Genomic DNA, 15,511 nt, shown 5'->3' on the forward strand with positions numbered 1-15,511 from the left:
CCCGACACCCCGCCCCCTCCTAGCCGGAATCATCACAGCGGCGACCCGCGCGTCACCCGCGGCCCGGCACCCACTCCGGCAGCGGCTCGGTCCGTTCCAGCCACTCCGCGGGCGGCGCTCCGGCCGCGCCGGAAGCCAGGACGCCGCCGACGATCGCGCACGTCGTGTCCACGTCGCCGCCGACCTGTGCGGTCGTCCAGAAGGCATGCTCGAAGTCGCCGAGGGCCCGCGCGGCCGACCACAGGGCGAAGGGGACGGTGTCGTGCGCACTGGTCCGGCGCCCGCAGCCGAGGACGGCCGCCACGGTGGCCGCGTCCCCGTAGTCGAGCATGTCCCGCGCGCGTCGCAGACCGGCGCCCACGGCGCTCCGTGGCACCAGGGCGATCACGCCGTCCAGCAGGGCCTCGGGAGCCGGCGGGCCGCCCGCAGCGGCCGCCAGCGATGCGGCGGCGGCCACGGCCATGGCGCCGGCCACCGCCTCGCGGTGCTGGTGGGTGGTGTAGGCGGAGATCTCCGCCTGGTGGGTCGCCTGCTCGGGGTCGTCGGCGTACCAGGCGCCCAGGGGCGCGATGCGCATCGCGGCACCGTTGCCCCAGGAGCCCCGGCCGTCGAAGAGCTGGGCGGCGAGTTCACGCCAGTCGGTGCCTTCGCGGACGAGCCGGAGGAGCCGGTTCACGGCGGGACCGTAGCCCCGGTCGAAGTCGTGGTGATCGGCGAAGGACCGGGCCAGTTCGTCCTGGTGGACCATCTGGTGCGCGGCCAGGACCGAGACGACGGAGCAGGCCATCTCCGTGTCGTCGGTCCACTGCCAGGGCCCGGCGGGCAGTTCGCGCCGCTTGAGCAGCGGGTGGTTGGCCGGGACGAAGAACTGGGAGCCGAGCGCGTCGCCCACCGAGAGGCCGCGCAGACTGGCCAGGGCGCGCTCCAGGCGCCCGGAGGGGAGGGAGGAGGATTCAGGGATCATCTTCCCGCCAGCCTATCCGTCGATCCAGTGCGGGACCGGGTCCCGCCAGCGCTCGAAGGGCTTGTCCAGGGCATACTTGCCGTCCTCCCCGAGAACGAGCATGCGCACCTCGGCGTTCCCCGGATTCGAGAGGGACTCGAAGTCGGCCACCGTCCAGTGGAACCACCGCATGCAGAACAGCCGCATCGCCAGGCCGTGCGTCACCAGGAGGACGTTCGGCGGGTGGTCGGGCTCCTCGAAGCTGCGGAACAGGCTCTCCAGGAAGCCGCCGACGCGGTCGTACACGTCGGCGCCGGACTCGCCCTGCGGGAAGCGGAAGAAGAAGTGCCCGTACGCGTCCCGGTACGCCTTCTGGAGCTTGACGTCGTCGCGTTCCTGCCAGTTGCCCCAGTCCTGCTCGCGCAGCCGGGGCTCCTCGCGCACGCGTATGAGGTCCGGGTCGAGCCGGAAGGCGTCGAGGGTCTCGTGGGTGCGGCGGTACGGCGAGACGTAGACGCTCACGCGTTCGTCGCCGAAGATCTCCCGCAGGTGCCTGCCGGTCTCCTCCGCCTGCTCCCGGCCGCGGTCGGTGAGCGCCAGGGCGTGGTCGGGCTCTCGCTCGTACACGGAGTCATCGACGTTGCCCACTGACTCCCCGTGCCGGACAAGGACGATGCGCCGTGGTCGTGCCATGTCGGAAACCCTACGGGGAGCGGGGCGGGGCCGTGCACTCGTACGGCCCTCATACGGTGTAGGTCACACCGCTCGCCCGGCTCAGACCGTCCAGGAGGGCTCCAGTTCCACGATGTCGCCGGTGAGGGAGGCGATGTCGGCCTCGGTCTGGGCGCGCAGGGCCAGACGCTCCACGCGTTCGGTGCGGTACTTTCCGTGTTCGGCCGCCGCGCGCCACATCGACAGCACCAGGAAGTCGTGTTCGGCCGCCTCGCCGAACATGCCCCGGATCATGCCGGGAGAGCCGGCCATCGCCGGGTTCCAGACCTTCTCCTGCATCAGCGTGAAGTGCTCGACGCGCTCCTCGTGGACCCGGCACAGGGCGACCCGGACCAGGTCGGCGTCGGTGAACCGGGGCTCGAAGCCGGTCTTCACGTCGAAGCGGTACTCGAACAGCTTGGCCTGGGAGTCCTTGAACGTGCCGGACTGGGACGCGGCCAGCCGGTCGTGCGAGCGGGCCATGAAGGAGTCGTAGAAGGCGCGGCTCTCCCAGAAGGCGAAGATGTGCGCCACTCCCGGCCGGTGCCGGCTCCAGCCTCCGCCCTGTCCACGAAACCCCGGCTCCCCCAGAAGCCCCGCCCATTTCCGCTGCCCGCGCTCGAACCCGCGACGGTCCACCACGGTGCAGCGAATCCACTTGACCAGCACCGCGCCATCGTAAGGCCACCGGGCGTGGCGTCGGTCACGCTCTGGCGGAGTTCGCCCGCGCACCGGTGCCGTATGCGTGACACGATGGGAAGAAGTCCCAGCGACAAGGGAGTTGGGGATGATGGCGCTTCAGGGGGAAGGGGAAGCCTGGTGACCGGGGTCAGCAAGGGAATCCGCGAGGTCGAGGTCGCGCTCAAGTGGGACCCCAGTCCGGCGGGGCGGCCGCCCTCCGACCTGGACGTCGTCGCCGCGACCTTCACGGCGGCGGACGCGTACGGGGAACCGGCCTATCTGGTGCACTTCGACAGCCGCTCCCCGGACGGCACGATCTTCCTCAACCGGGACAGCCCCGACGGCAAGGGGTTCGGCTGGGACGAGGTCATGAAGCTCGAACTCGGCCGCCTGGACGCCCGGTACGCGCGCGTGGTGGTCGGTGTCGTCATCCAGCAGAGCCAGAACCGCACCACGTTCGCCTCGGTCCTGAACCCCGCCGTCCGCGTCTCGGAGGGCTACACGACCCTCTTCGAAGCCGACTTCAGCGCTGCCCGGGACGCCACGGCAGCCGTGGTCGCCGAGTTCACCCGCGACGCCTCCGGCGAATGGGCCTTCCACCCAGGCGTCCACGGCTTCGACGAGGACCCCGCCACGTTTACCCGGGTGATGGGCTCCAAACGTCGTACGTGAGCACTTCGACGCCCCGGCCGGTCTGTCCGCGCCCCTGCAGTCCCGTGCGCCGCTGACGGCGAAAGGGGCGCCGGCCCACTGGCCGACGCCCCTTCACCGGGCCCGTGTCACGGGCTCAGCCGTTGATCAGCTGCAACCGCTCGTCGAGCCGCAGCCCTCGCAGATGTAGCAGGAGCCGGCGCGCTGCATCTTGGTGCCGCAGGAGAAGCAGAGCGGGGCGTCGGCCTGGATGCCGAGCTGCATCTCGACCAGCTCCGCGCTGGTGTGAGCCTGCCTGGGGGCCGGCTTGGCGGCCTCCGACTCGACCTTCGGCGTGGCCACGGCCGTCAGCTCGGTGTGACGCGGGGCGGACTGGGCCAGACCCTCGACGTCGACCTCTTCCTCCTCGAGGGACGGCTCGTACGAACCGGTCTCCAGGTGACGCTGACGCTCCTCGGCGGAGTGGATACCGAGCGCGGAGCGGGTCTCGAAGGGCAGGAAGTCCAGCGCCAGGCGACGGAAGATGTAGTCGACGATCGACTGCGCCATCCGCACGTCCGGGTCGTCCGTCATACCGGCCGGCTCGAAGCGCATGTTGGTGAACTTCGAGACGTAGGTCTCCAGCGGCACGCCGTACTGGAGGCCCACCGACACGGCGATGGAGAAGGCGTCCATCATGCCCGCGAGCGTCGAGCCCTGCTTGGACATCTTCAGGAAGACCTCGCCGAGACCGTCGTCCGGGTAGGAGTTGGCGGTCATGTAGCCCTCGGCGCCGCCGACCGTGAAGGACGTGGTGATGCCGGGACGGCCCTTGGGCAGACGCTTGCGGACCGGGCGGTACTCGACGACCTTCTCCACGGCCTCGCGGATGGTCGCCTCGGCCTTCTCGGTGACCTCGGCCTTCTGCTCCTCCTTCTTCTTGGCGGAGAGCGGCTGGCCGACCTTGCAGTTGTCGCGGTAGATGGCGAGCGCCTTGACGCCCAGCTTCCACGCCTCGAAGTAGATCTCCTCGACCTCCTCGACGGTCGCCGTCTCCGGCATGTTGACCGTCTTGGAGATGGCGCCGGAGATCCAGGGCTGGATCGCGGCCATCATGCGGACGTGGCCCATCGGGGAGATGGCCCGCTCACCCATGGCGCAGTCGAACACCTCGTAGTGCTCGGGCTTGAGACCGGGGGCGTCGATCACATTGCCGTTCTCGGCGATGTGGGCGACGACCGCCTCGATCTGCTCCTCCTGGTAGCCCAGGCGGCGCAAGGCCTGCGGCACGGTGCCGTTGACGATCTGCATCGAGCCGCCGCCGACGAGCTTCTTGAACTTCACCAGCGCGAGGTCCGGCTCGACACCGGTGGTGTCGCAGGACATCGCCAGGCCGATGGTGCCGGTCGGGGCGAGCACGGACGCCTGCGAGTTACGGAAACCGTTCTTCTCGCCCAGGCGCACCACGTCCTGCCACGCCTCGGTGGCGGCGGCCCACACCGGGTTGTCCAGGTCGTCCATGTGGACGGCCACGGCGTTGGCGTCGGCGTGCTGCTTCATGACGCGCTTGTGGGCGTCGGCGTTGCGGGCGTAGCCGTCGTACGGGCCGACGACCGCGGCCAGTTCGGCGGAGCGGCGGTAGGCGGTGCCGGTCATCAGGGAGGTGATGGCACCGGCGAGGGCGCGGCCGCCGTCGGAGTCGTACGCGTGGCCGGTGGCCATCAGCAGGGCGCCGAGGTTGGCGTAGCCGATGCCGAGCTGGCGGAAGGCGCGGGTGTTCTCGCCGATCTTCTGGGTCGGGAAGTCCGCGAAGCAGATCGAGATGTCCATCGCGGTGATGACCAGCTCGACGACCTTCTGGAAGCGCTCGGTCTCGAAGGACTGGTTGCCCTTGCCGTCGTCCTTCAGGAACTTCATCAGGTTCAGCGAGGCGAGGTTGCAGGACGTGTTGTCCAGGTGCATGTACTCGCTGCACGGGTTCGACGCGGTGATCCGGCCGGACTCGGGGCAGGTGTGCCAGTTGTTGATCATGTCGTCGTACTGGATGCCCGGGTCGGCACAGGCCCAGGCCGCCTCGGCGATCTTGCGGAAGAGCGCCTTGGCGTCGACCTCCTCGATGACCTCACCGGTCATGCGGGCCCGCAGGCCGAAGTCGGTGCCGTTCTCGACCGCGCGCATGAACTCGTCGTTCACGCGGACCGAGTTGTTGGCGTTCTGGTACTGGACGGACGTGATGTCGTCGCCGCCCAGGTCCATGTCGAAGCCCGCGTCGCGCAGAACGCGGATCTTCTCCTCCTCGCTGACCTTCGTCTGGATGAAGTCCTCGATGTCGGGGTGATCGACGTCGAGGACGACCATCTTGGCCGCGCGGCGGGTGGCGCCACCGGACTTGATGGTTCCGGCGGAGGCGTCGGCGCCCCGCATGAAGGAGACGGGACCGGAGGCGTTGCCGCCCGAGGAGAGCAGTTCCTTGGAGGAGCGGATGCGGGACAGGTTCAGACCGGCGCCCGAACCGCCCTTGAAGATCATGCCCTCTTCCTTGTACCAGTCGAGGATCGACTCCATGGAGTCGTCGACGGACAGGATGAAGCAGGCGGAGACCTGCTGGGGCTGCGGCGTGCCGACGTTGAACCAGACCGGGCTGTTGAAGCTGAAGATCTGGTGCAGCAGGGCGTAGGCCAGCTCGTGCTCGAAGATCTCGGCATCGGCGGGCGAGGCGAAGTAGGAGTGGTCCTCGCCGGCCTTGCGGTACGTCTTCACGATGCGGTCGATGAGCTGCTTGAGCCCGGTCTCGCGCTGCGGGGTGCCCACGGCGCCCCGGAAGTACTTGCTGGTGACGATGTTGACCGCGTTCACCGACCAGAAGTCGGGGAACTCGACGCCACGCTGCTCGAAGTTGATCGAGCCGTCGCGCCAGTTGGTCATGACGACGTCACGGGGCTCCCACGCCACCTCGTCGTACGGGTGCACGCCGGGGGTGGTGTGGATGCGCTCGATGCGCAGCCCCTTGCCGGCCTTGGTGCCCTTGGTGCGGGAACCTCGTGCCGGACCGCTCGCCGTCTCTGTCATGCCGCCTCCCATGTACGGGCGAAAACGCCCTGAAATGCCCCGATGTTCCCAGGGCACGTGGTCTGTCTGGTGTCGCGGGCACCCTCAGCTACGACCCGCGACAGGTCTTCGGTGCGCCGGCCGGTCAGTCGGCGGCGCGTGCGGGCACGGGGACCTGGGTGGTCCGTCCCGTCCCGCTCTGGTCTTCCTGGCTCCCCGAGGCCGCGTCCTCGACGTCTCCGTCGTCCGCGGCGGGGTCCGGCGTCGCTTCGCGCAGTTCGGCGATGGCGGCCTCGAAGTCCTCCAGCGAGTTGAACGCCCGGTAGACCGAGGCGAACCGCAGATAGGCGACGAGGTCGAGCTCCTGCAACGGGCCGAGTATGGCCAGCCCCACGTCGTGGGTGGTCAGCTCGGCACTCCCGGTGGCCCGCACCGCCTCCTCGACCCGCTGGCCGAGCTGGGCGAGCGCGTCCTCGGTGACGGGACGTCCCTGGCACGCCTTGCGCACACCGTTGATCACCTTGGTGCGGCTGAACGGCTCGGTGACGCCGGACCGCTTCACCACCATGAGCGAACACGTCTCCACGGTCGTGAAACGACGGGAGCAGTCGGGGCACTGGCGGCGCCTGCGGATCGACGTGCCGTCGTCGGTCGTACGACTGTCGACCACCCGGCTGTCGGGGTGCCTGCAGAAGGGGCAGTGCATGATCTCCAACCCTCCTCACAGCAGACTCGATGGCCTCGCCGGACCTCAGGGGCCTCACGAAGCAGCCCCAAGCATAGGCGATCGAAGAGGCCCGGAAGACCCGGGGTCGAAGATCAACCACAACTTGTGGGGGCCTGTAGCCGTCTCACCACTAGATGTAGGGATGACCCAGATTTCACGGCGGATGCGCGTGTCGCTGTGGAAAGAGCTGCCGGGAGCGGCCCGGCAGGGCGCCGGGGCGACACGGAAGAGCGTTCCGTACGGCCACGCACGCCCACGGGGATAACGTGAATCTCACTGGAAGCCCACGGGGAATCACGGGCGTGATCACACCGCGGGTGGACCCGGCCATCGGCCGGTCACCGTTCGAATGGCACACTGGCGACGACCGCGAGGCCATCCGCCCGGCGGTGAAGAGTACAACAATGGGCACTTTTGCCCACCGGACGTCGGGCAAGCCATACACCCGGACACTTGATCGCGTCAGGTGAATCGCACTTTTTCACTCGAACGTGTGTTTGGCGCAACCTTTCGAAAGCCACTACCGTTGTGCAGCAGGGAGACCATCGAGAGGGGCCGACGTGACCACGACCGCAGACAGTGCCGCCATCACCGCCCAGGACCGCTCCCAGGGCCGGGTGGAGCCGGTGCACGCGATGAACGAAGCCGCGCCCGAGGGCCACAAGCGCTCCCTGCCGGGCCGACCTCCAGGCATCCGCGCGGACAGCTCGGGGCTCACCGACCGACAGCGCCGGGTGATCGAGGTCATCCGCGACTCCGTGCAGCGTCGTGGCTACCCGCCGTCCATGCGGGAGATCGGCCAGGCCGTCGGCCTCTCCAGCACCTCCTCGGTCGCGCACCAGCTCATGGCGCTGGAGCGCAAGGGCTTCCTGCGCCGCGACCCGCACCGGCCCCGCGCGTATGAGGTACGCGGCTCCGACCAGGCGGTCAGCGTGCAGCCCACGGACACCGCCGGCAAGCCCGCCGCGTCGTACGTCCCGCTGGTCGGTCGCATCGCGGCCGGTGGCCCGATCCTCGCCGAGGAGTCCGTCGAGGACGTCTTCCCCCTCCCCCGGCAGCTCGTCGGCGACGGTGAGCTGTTCGTCCTCAAGGTCGTCGGCGACTCCATGATCGAGGCCGCGATCTGTGACGGCGACTGGGTCACCGTCCGCCGCCAGCCCGTCGCGGAGAACGGCGACATCGTGGCCGCCATGCTGGACGGCGAGGCCACGGTCAAGCGCTTCAAGCGCGAGGACGGCCATGTCTGGCTCCTCCCGCACAACGCGGCCTATGAGCCCATCCCCGGCGACGACGCCACCATCCTCGGCAAGGTCGTCGCGGTGCTCCGCCGCGTGTGACGCCCGCACCGGACAAGCCCCCCCCCGGCTCGTCCCCCTGCACCGGGCCCCGGAACCCCTGCGCCGGTTCCGGGGCCCTGCCATTGCCGTTACCGGCGGGAGCGGTCCCCTACGCCGGGGTGCCCCCGCCCCCGGCTCACTCCTCCTCGGCCTGCTTGGCCGTCGCGTCGATCGCCGCGAGCGACTTGCGCACCTGGTTGCGGTCGGTGGTGGTCCAGAAGTCGGGCAGCGACGCCTTCAGGTACGACCCGTAGCGCGCGGTCGCCAGCCGCTGGTCCAGGACCGCGACCACGCCACGGTCCCCGGACGCCCGGACAAGCCGGCCCGCGCCCTGGGCCATGAGCAGCGCGGCGTGGGTGGCCGCGACCGCCATGAAGCCGTTGCCCCCCGCGTCCTCCACCGCCTTCTGTCGAGCGCTCATCAGCGGGTCGTCGGGGCGCGGGAACGGGATCTTGTCCATGACCACGAGCTGACAACTCGGCCCCGGCACGTCCACGCCCTGCCACAGCGACAGCGTGCCGAAGAGGCAGGTACGGGGGTCGGCCGCGAAGTTCTTGATCAACTCGCCGAGCGTCTCCTCACCCTGCAGGAGGATGGGGAACTCGGGGATGCGCACCCGCAGTTCCTCCGCCGCGAGCTGGGCGGCCCGCATGGAGGAGAACAGGCCGAGCGTGCGGCCGCCGGCGGCCTGGATCAGCTCGGTCAGCTCGTCCAGCATGTCGCCGCGGTCGCCGTCCCGAGCGGGGCGGGCCAGGTGCTTGGCGATGTAGAGGATGCCCTGCTTGCGGTAGTCGAAGGGCGAACCGACGTCGACACCCTTCCACTGCGGCAGGTCGTCGCCCTCGGTGCCCTCCGGAGCCAGGCCCAGTGAGGCGCCGACACCGTTGAAGTCCCCGCCGAGCTTCAGGGTCGCCGAGGTGAGGACGACGCTGCGGTCGGTGAAGAGCTTCTCGCGGAGCAGCCCCGAGACCGACATCGGGGCGACCCGCAGGGAGGCGCCGAAACGGTCGTGGCGCTCGTACCAGACGACGTCCCACTCCGAGCCGTTCAGCACCCGCTCGGCGACGGCGTACACCGTCTCCACTGAGGCCACCGCCTGCTTGCGGACGGCGTCCTCGTCCTGGACGGACTTGTCGCGCGTCGTGCCGAGCGCGGTGATCACCGTGCGGGCCGCGTCGCGCAGGGCGGCCAGGGCGTAGCCGAGGTCCTCCGGGATCTCCTCCAGGCGGCCCGGCAGGGCCAGCTCCATCAGCCGCTCGAAGCCCTCGGCGGCGGTCTGGAGCTGGTCGGCGGCCTTCTCGTTGACGAGCTTGGCCGAGCGGCGGACCGCCCGGTTGACCTGGCCGGGGGTGAGCTCACCGGTGGCGGCGCCGGTGACCCGGGAGACGAGTTCGTGCGCCTCGTCCACGATCAGCACCTCGTGCTGCGGCAGCACCGGGGCACCCTCGATGGCGTCGATCGCCAGCAGCGCGTGGTTGGTCACCACGACGTCCGCGAGCTTGGCGCGTTCACGGGCCATCTCCGCGAAGCACTCGGCACCGTACGCGCACTTCGAGGCGCCGAGGCACTCGCGCGACGACACCGACACCTGGGCCCAGGCCCGGTCGGAGACGCCCGGCGTGAGGTCGTCCCGGTCGCCGTTCTCCGTCTCGTCGGACCAGTCGCGCAGCCGGAGCAGGTCCTGGCCCAGCTTGCTGGTGGGGGCGGCCGCCTCGAACTGGTCGAAGAGCCCGTCCTCCTCGTCCTGCGGCATGCCCTCGTGCAGCCGGTGCAGGCACAGATAGTTGGAGCGCCCCTTGAGCATGGCGAACTCCGGCCGGCGCCGCAGCAACGGGTGCAGCGCGTCGACCGTGCGCGGCAGGTCGCGCTCCACGAGCTGGCGCTGGAGCGCGAGCGTGGCGGTGGCGACGACGACCCGCTCCCCGTGCGCGAGCGCGGGCACGAGGTAACCGAGCGACTTACCGGTGCCGGTACCGGCCTGCACCAGCAGATGGGAGGTGTCGTCGATCGCCTCGGCGACCGCTTCGGCCATGGTCACCTGGCCGGGGCGCTCCGTGCCGCCGACGGCGGAGACGGCGGCGTGGAGGAGTTCGGGGAGTGAGGGCTTCGTCATAGCCCGACCACCCTACGGCCCCGCACTGACAATCGTGCCCGCTCGCCGGGGCGGGCGGAGCGGGATGCGAACACTTCCGAACTCCTGAACTTTTTCGGTGACAGCGGGAACTCGACGGAACCGCCGCACGTACAACAGGTGAGCACCCGATCACGTGGTGCTACGAGGGTTCGTGCCGGACCCGGTCCCGGATCATGAGGGCGGCCCGCTTGCCGGGCAGATCGATCTCCGCCCGGCATCGGAACCCGGCCTTGCGGAAAACGGTCACCGAGGGGGTGTTGCGAATGTCAGGTTCCGCGACGACGCGTGTGCAGGCGCGGCGGCGTTCCATAACCAGCTCGGCCACGGCTGTGAGCAGGGCGGAGCCGAGCCCTCGTCCCCGGTGCGCGCCGTCTCCGATCAGCAGGTGGATACCGGTGTCCTGCGGGCGCGCCGGGTAGAAGCGGGCCAGCGGGTCGAGGTCGGCGCGGTAGATCTCCCAGTAGCTCATGGCGGTGCCGTCGAGCATGCCCAGGCAGGGCACGCTGCGTCCGTCGCCGTCGAGTTGCGCGCGGAGGTGGCGCTCGGACCGGTCCTGTGGTCCGGCCAGCTCCCAGAACTCCGCGACTGCCGGGTCGTTCATCCACCCGTGGACGAGGGGGAGATCGCGGTCGAGGCGGAGGGGGGCCAGTTCAAAGGTGCCCACCGGGGTGGGGGTTGGGCCCCAGGCGTGGATGCCGTCCAGCAGGTCCCCGGCGCGGGGCGAGGACGCCTGGTCGGGCAACGCGCTGCGCAGCGCGGTGAATTCGGCGGGCAGGCGCAGGTCCAGCGTCTCTTCGCTGTCCCAATGGAGCGCGTTCGCCCCGGTGTCGGCGCTGCCCCGGCAGCCGGGGGCGGCCGGGACGGGAAGGGCTTCGGCGGCGCCGGTGTCGGTGAGGGACACGTGCGCTCCTCTCAGGGGGGCGGGTGGACGAAGAGGTTCAGGAATGAAGGGGGTTGGCGATGGTGACGTAGACGGACTGGGTGTCGACGGGTCCGGCGAGTTCGTCCAGGCCGTGCAGCCGGGTCAGCAGGTTGGCCTTGCAGCGCAGTACGGGTGAGTCGAGCAGGTTGCCCGGCAGGGGGCTGCGCAGGGCGGCTGGGCCGGAGGCGGCGGCGGTGAGGAAGCGGCGGAACGCGGCAAGGAGGAGGTGTTCGTCGGCCAGGCGCTGGGAGCCGAAGGCGCCGATGAGGCCGAACACGTTGTTGATGGCGAGGTAGTAGGCGAAGCGTTCGTCGGTGACCTCGTCGGAGACGAAGGTGTCGCTGTGCTCTCCGATGCCCGGCAGCCGGGCGTCGAGCGTGCAGGCGAGGCCGGGCGTCCAGTCGCCGTGCGCCACCGCGGACGGGACGACGACGGGCACATGGGGCCGCACCAGGTCCCTGAGCCGCGTCTCCCGCCGCAGGCGGACGGACGCCTCCCGGTCGGGCGCGAGCCGCAGCACGTACCGGGTCCCGACCCACCAGGTGTACGGGTGCTCCGGCGCGACGGGCCGTACGTCGGGCCCTTGGGCCGTGCCGCTCCTGAGCAGCGAGCGGACCAGTGCGCGCACGGTGTCCGGGGTGGGGGTCGGTGGCCGGGTCATGGGTCGTGTCTCGCCGTTCCGGAAGGTCGTCGCAAAGGTGGCTGCCCGGTTCTGGTCAGTCCACCACGACCATCTCACGGGTGGTGTTGTTCAGGCGGCGTCCGCCCTCGTCCGTCACCGTCACGATGTCCTCGATCCGGACCCCGAACCGGCCGGGCAGGTAGATGCCGGGCTCGATGGAGAAGCACATGCCGGGCACGAGCGGCTGCTCCTCGCCCTCGATCATGTACGGCGGCTCGTGCGTGGTGACGCCGATGCCGTGCCCGGTGCGGTGGATGAAGTAGGGCCCGTAGCCCGCGTCCTCGATCACCGCGCGGGCGGCACGGTCGACGTCCTGGCAGGTGGCGCCCGGCCGGACGGCCCGGAACCCGGCCTCCTGCGCGGCCCGCACCACGTCGTGCACCCGGCGCTCCTCCTCGGTCGGCTCGCCCACGTGGACCGTGCGGGTGGTGTCGGAGCCGTAGCCGTCCTTGAGCCCGCCGAAGTCGAGGACGACCATGTCGCCCCGCTGGATGACCCGCTCCCCGACCTCGTGGTGCGGGTTGGCCCCGTTGGGGCCGGAGCCGACGATGGTGAAGTCCACCTGGGAGTGGCCGAAGCGGCGCAACAGACCGGCGAGGTCGCGCCCCACCTCGTCCTCGCGGCGCCCGGCGAAGGGCAGCTTTCTGATCTCCTCGAAGGCGGCGTCGGCCGCGGCCCCGGCGCCGGCCAGCAGCTCCAGCTCGGCCGCGTCCTTGACGGCCCGCAGCATGGGCAGCGCGTCGGTGAGCGCGCTGCACCTGAGGTCCGGCAGAGCCCGCTGGAGGGCCAGCAGATGCAGCGCCCACATGTTGTCGCTGACGCCGACGCCGCCCTGGGGGCCGAGCAGCTCGGCGGTGAGGGAGTGCGGGTCCTCGCCGTCGGTCCACTTCAGCAGGGTGAGCGCGGGGGCGCCCGCGGCCCGCTCGGCGTCGGGGGCCTCCAGCGCGGGCACCACGAGCACGGGGTCGCGGCCCGGCACCAGGACCAGCAGCGTGAGCCGCTCGGTGACCGGTGGCGCGTACCCCGTGAGCCAGACCAGGTCCGGTCCCGGCGCCACGAGCAGTCCTCCGAGCCCCGCCCCGGCGGCGGCGCCGGTGGCGCGCGCCATGCGGGCACGGTAGTCCTCGGCGGTGAAGATCGCGGGTGTACTGCCGGTCATCCGGGCCTCCGGGTGTGGTCGTGGCGGCGGGGCGCGTACGGCCATCATGACGCGCGGGGCATACGGCGACCACCGGGTTCCCGGTGACCACCAGGGGCGCGGGGGCGCCGTCAGCCGGTCGGCTGGAGTCGCCCCGGTGCCTGGCCGGGTACGAAGCCGTGGGCGCGGCCGCCCAGCCACTCGGCCTTGTAACGGTCGACCTCCCGATGCCAGTTGAGGATGCCCGCGAGCCAGTTCTGGAGGTCGAGGACGTAGTGGTCCATCGCCGCCCGCGCCTCCCCGGAGAGCTGGAAGTCGTCGTAGAGCACGGGCAGTTCGTGCGCGACCACATGTTCGAACTGCCGCATGCGCTGGGTCATCAGGTCGTGGACGACGGCGAGCGCGGCCGGGTAGTCGACGCCGAAGAAGTTCTGCACCACGAGGATCGCGTTGTGGATCTCGCCCTCGTACTCGATCTCCTTCTGGTACGAGAAGACGTCGTTGAGCAGGCAGGCGTAGTCGACAGCGGCGTTCTCCAGCGAGCGCACCGGTCCGGTGCGGTACACCTCGGGCGGAACGGCCGGGCCCTGGCCCATCCGGCACATGCTCAGGGTGAGGTCGGAGCCGAAGGTGGCGCGGCGCATCTCCAGGTAGTCGACGGGGTCGGGGACGCGGTGCTGGAGCTGGTTGGACAGCTCCCACACCCAGCTCTCGGTCATCACGTCGACGGCGGCCTTCAGGGTGTGCCGCTGCTCGACGCTCATCGGCGCGGTGGTCCGCCTCCACAGGTCGGCGAGCCCGCGCTCCATGGCGTTGGCCGGGACGATCCCGGGTTCGCCGTCGACCGGCATGCACCGGGACAGCCGGGCCGTGGTCAGCCGGGCGGCGGCCAGATCGCGGCGGCGGCCGTACACCAGGGGGTAGTAGTCGTCGCCGTACGTCCCCCAGGCGAGCCACTGCGCGCTCAGGTCGAGCGCCTCGGGCGTGGCGTCGGGATCGAGTCCGGCGGAGCACAGGGCGAGGTCGTACGCGGCGAGCTTGTCCTCGTCCCAGACGCCCTCGCTCAGGATGCCCATCGTGTGGCACCACGTGACGAGGTGCTGCCGGGAGGCGTCGGCGTGCGGGCTCAGCTCCAGCGGGAACGGCATGTGGAACTCGGGCAGCACCGACGGCCCGACCTTCTGGTACGGGACGTGCGTGTACGCGCGCAGGCGCTGGGCGCCCGCCGAGGCCAGCACGGCGCGGACGTCGGCGGCGGAGGTGCCGGGGCCGCTCGGCACGCGCCAGGGCGTCTCGGAGCGGGCTCCCTGGTTCATGTACCGGCTGGAGCGCAGATGCCATTCGTGGCCGCCGGACTGCCAGTCCTGCAGCCCCTTGGTGTACGCGGCCACCGCCGCGACCTCGTCGGGCCGCAGGCCGTTCTCCAGCGCCACTGCGGGCACCTCGGTGAGCGCGGTGTGCTCGAACTGGTGCAGCCGTGAGGTGAGGACGTCGTTGACGATCTCGGCGGCCTGCTGGGTGGAGCAGCCGAAGAACCGCTCCAGCACCAGCACGCCGTTGCTGTTCTCGCCCTCCTCCTCCACCTCACGCTGGTAGGAGAACAGGTCGTTGCGCAGGTGGACGGCGTCGGAGAAGGTCTCCATCAGCACCCGGAGCGGCCGGGACTCCGCGACCGGGGCGGGCACCTCGGCGGTCGCGTACTCCACGAGTCCCGCCGACCAGGGGGCGCCGCCCACCTTGCGGCGCATCTCGATGTACTCGACCGGGTTGGCGATCCGGCCCTCGTCGATGTTGGACAGCTCCCACATCGACTCGTTGAGCAGATGCTCGGTCGCCACGGCGAAGCGGCGGCGCCAGTCCGCGGACATCGCCGGAACCGTGCGCGCCCAGAGGTCGGCGAGGCCGGCCTCGACCGGGTTCTCCGGCTCGGGGACGGGGGTGGCGGGGTCGAGCGGCATGAACAGCGGGAGCCGGTCCAGGTGGGCCTTGCCGGCCGCGCGGTCCGGAGTGCGCTTGAACATGTCGAGGAAGTGGTCGTCGAAGAAGAACACCCACACGTACCAGTCGGTGATCAGCGAGAGCGCGGGGCCGTCGCAGTCGGGGTGGGTGTAGGCGCACAGCAGGCCGTAGTCATGTGCCTCCAGGTCGGCCTGGTCCCAGATCCCGGAGCCCTCCAGCATGCCCATCTCGCGCGCCCACCCGGTGGAGTGGGCACGGGCTTCGTCCAGATGCGGATTGAGCCGCGCGGGGTACGGCATGTAGAAGTGCGGGAGTTCGAACGGCTGCGTCATGGCGGGGGGCTACCCGCCGGGCAAATGGGCCATCCGCCGCGACTGGGATGATCACACCATCGCGTGAACCAGTGTCGAAACCGGGAACTCGCGCCGCCTGGTGTGGCGTTGACCGTCACAGCCACACCCCTGCCCGTGGCCCGTTTCCGGCCCTGCCGACGACATCCGGACAGCCCGGCGCCGGAGGCCGTCCCTCCCCTTGTCCGTCCCTCGGGCCGGGGCCACGGTATGGGCCATGATCCCCTCCCCGCCTCCCCGGCACCGATT

The 15,511-nt window shown here is 70.7% G+C and carries 12 protein-coding genes; 2 read left to right on the forward strand and 10 right to left on the reverse strand.

Going from position 1 to position 15,511, the window contains the following annotated elements:
• Positions 1-52: 52 nt before the first annotated feature.
• The 3 genes from CCN33_RS05825 to CCN33_RS05835 form a co-directional block, all read right to left on the reverse strand.
• Entirely contained in the window at positions 53-964 is a 912-nt protein-coding gene (locus CCN33_RS05825; protein ID WP_086691813.1) for an ADP-ribosylglycohydrolase family protein, read from the reverse strand.
• Between the two features lie 12 nt (positions 965-976).
• Positions 977-1,636, reverse strand: coding sequence for a histidine phosphatase family protein (locus CCN33_RS05830; RefSeq protein ID WP_086691815.1), 660 nt, complete (start codon positions 1,634-1,636; stop codon positions 977-979).
• An 81-nt stretch (positions 1,637-1,717) separates the two neighbouring features.
• Positions 1,718-2,323 (reverse strand): YdbC family protein, encoded by a 606-nt coding sequence (locus CCN33_RS05835; RefSeq protein ID WP_086691818.1) that lies wholly within the window; start codon positions 2,321-2,323, stop codon positions 1,718-1,720.
• Between the two features lie 150 nt (positions 2,324-2,473).
• Between CCN33_RS05835 and CCN33_RS05840 the strand changes: the two genes are divergently transcribed.
• Positions 2,474-3,007 (forward strand): TerD family protein, encoded by a 534-nt coding sequence (locus CCN33_RS05840; protein ID WP_086691821.1) that lies wholly within the window; start codon positions 2,474-2,476, stop codon positions 3,005-3,007.
• Positions 3,008-3,133: 126 nt separating this feature from the next.
• Here CCN33_RS05840 and CCN33_RS05845 read toward each other — a convergent pair whose 3' ends face one another.
• Positions 3,134-6,034 carry a vitamin B12-dependent ribonucleotide reductase gene (locus CCN33_RS05845; RefSeq protein ID WP_086691824.1) on the reverse strand — a complete coding sequence of 967 codons (2,901 nt, stop codon included), beginning with the start codon at positions 6,032-6,034 and terminating at the stop codon, positions 3,134-3,136.
• 124 nt (positions 6,035-6,158) lie between these two features.
• Positions 6,159-6,719, reverse strand: a complete 561-nt coding sequence (gene nrdR / locus CCN33_RS05850; RefSeq protein WP_086691839.1) for a transcriptional regulator NrdR — start codon at positions 6,717-6,719, stop codon at positions 6,159-6,161.
• A gap of 581 nt (positions 6,720-7,300) precedes the next feature.
• Between nrdR and lexA the strand changes: the two genes are divergently transcribed.
• Positions 7,301-8,077 (forward strand): transcriptional repressor LexA, encoded by a 777-nt coding sequence (gene lexA, locus CCN33_RS05855; protein ID WP_030803240.1) that lies wholly within the window; start codon positions 7,301-7,303, stop codon positions 8,075-8,077.
• Positions 8,078-8,213: 136 nt separating this feature from the next.
• On the opposite strand, the gene CCN33_RS05860 is transcribed toward lexA, so the two are convergent.
• From CCN33_RS05860 to cyc2, 5 genes are all read right to left on the reverse strand, one after another.
• Positions 8,214-10,190 carry an ATP-dependent DNA helicase gene (locus CCN33_RS05860; protein ID WP_086691827.1) on the reverse strand — a complete coding sequence of 659 codons (1,977 nt, stop codon included), beginning with the start codon at positions 10,188-10,190 and terminating at the stop codon, positions 8,214-8,216.
• Between the two features lie 160 nt (positions 10,191-10,350).
• The gene (locus CCN33_RS05865; RefSeq protein WP_208621665.1) at positions 10,351-11,112 is read right to left on the reverse strand and encodes a GNAT family N-acetyltransferase; all 762 of its coding nucleotides are present in this window, start codon (positions 11,110-11,112) and stop codon (positions 10,351-10,353) included.
• A 37-nt stretch (positions 11,113-11,149) separates the two neighbouring features.
• The gene (locus CCN33_RS33625) at positions 11,150-11,794 is read right to left on the reverse strand and encodes an IucA/IucC family C-terminal-domain containing protein (RefSeq protein WP_167387781.1); all 645 of its coding nucleotides are present in this window, start codon (positions 11,792-11,794) and stop codon (positions 11,150-11,152) included.
• 55 nt (positions 11,795-11,849) lie between these two features.
• Positions 11,850-12,974: an aminopeptidase P family protein gene (locus tag CCN33_RS05875; RefSeq protein WP_086691833.1), complete on the reverse strand. Its 1,125-nt coding sequence runs from the start codon at positions 12,972-12,974 to the stop codon at positions 11,850-11,852.
• A gap of 110 nt (positions 12,975-13,084) precedes the next feature.
• Complete coding sequence (gene cyc2 / locus CCN33_RS05880; protein ID WP_086691836.1) at positions 13,085-15,244, reverse strand: germacradienol/geosmin synthase Cyc2; 2,160 nt, start codon at positions 15,242-15,244, stop codon at positions 13,085-13,087.
• Between the last annotated feature and the right edge of the window lie 267 nt (positions 15,245-15,511).

The organism is Streptomyces recifensis, assembly GCF_002154615.1.
Taxonomy (GTDB): domain Bacteria; phylum Actinomycetota; class Actinomycetes; order Streptomycetales; family Streptomycetaceae; genus Streptomyces; species Streptomyces griseoluteus.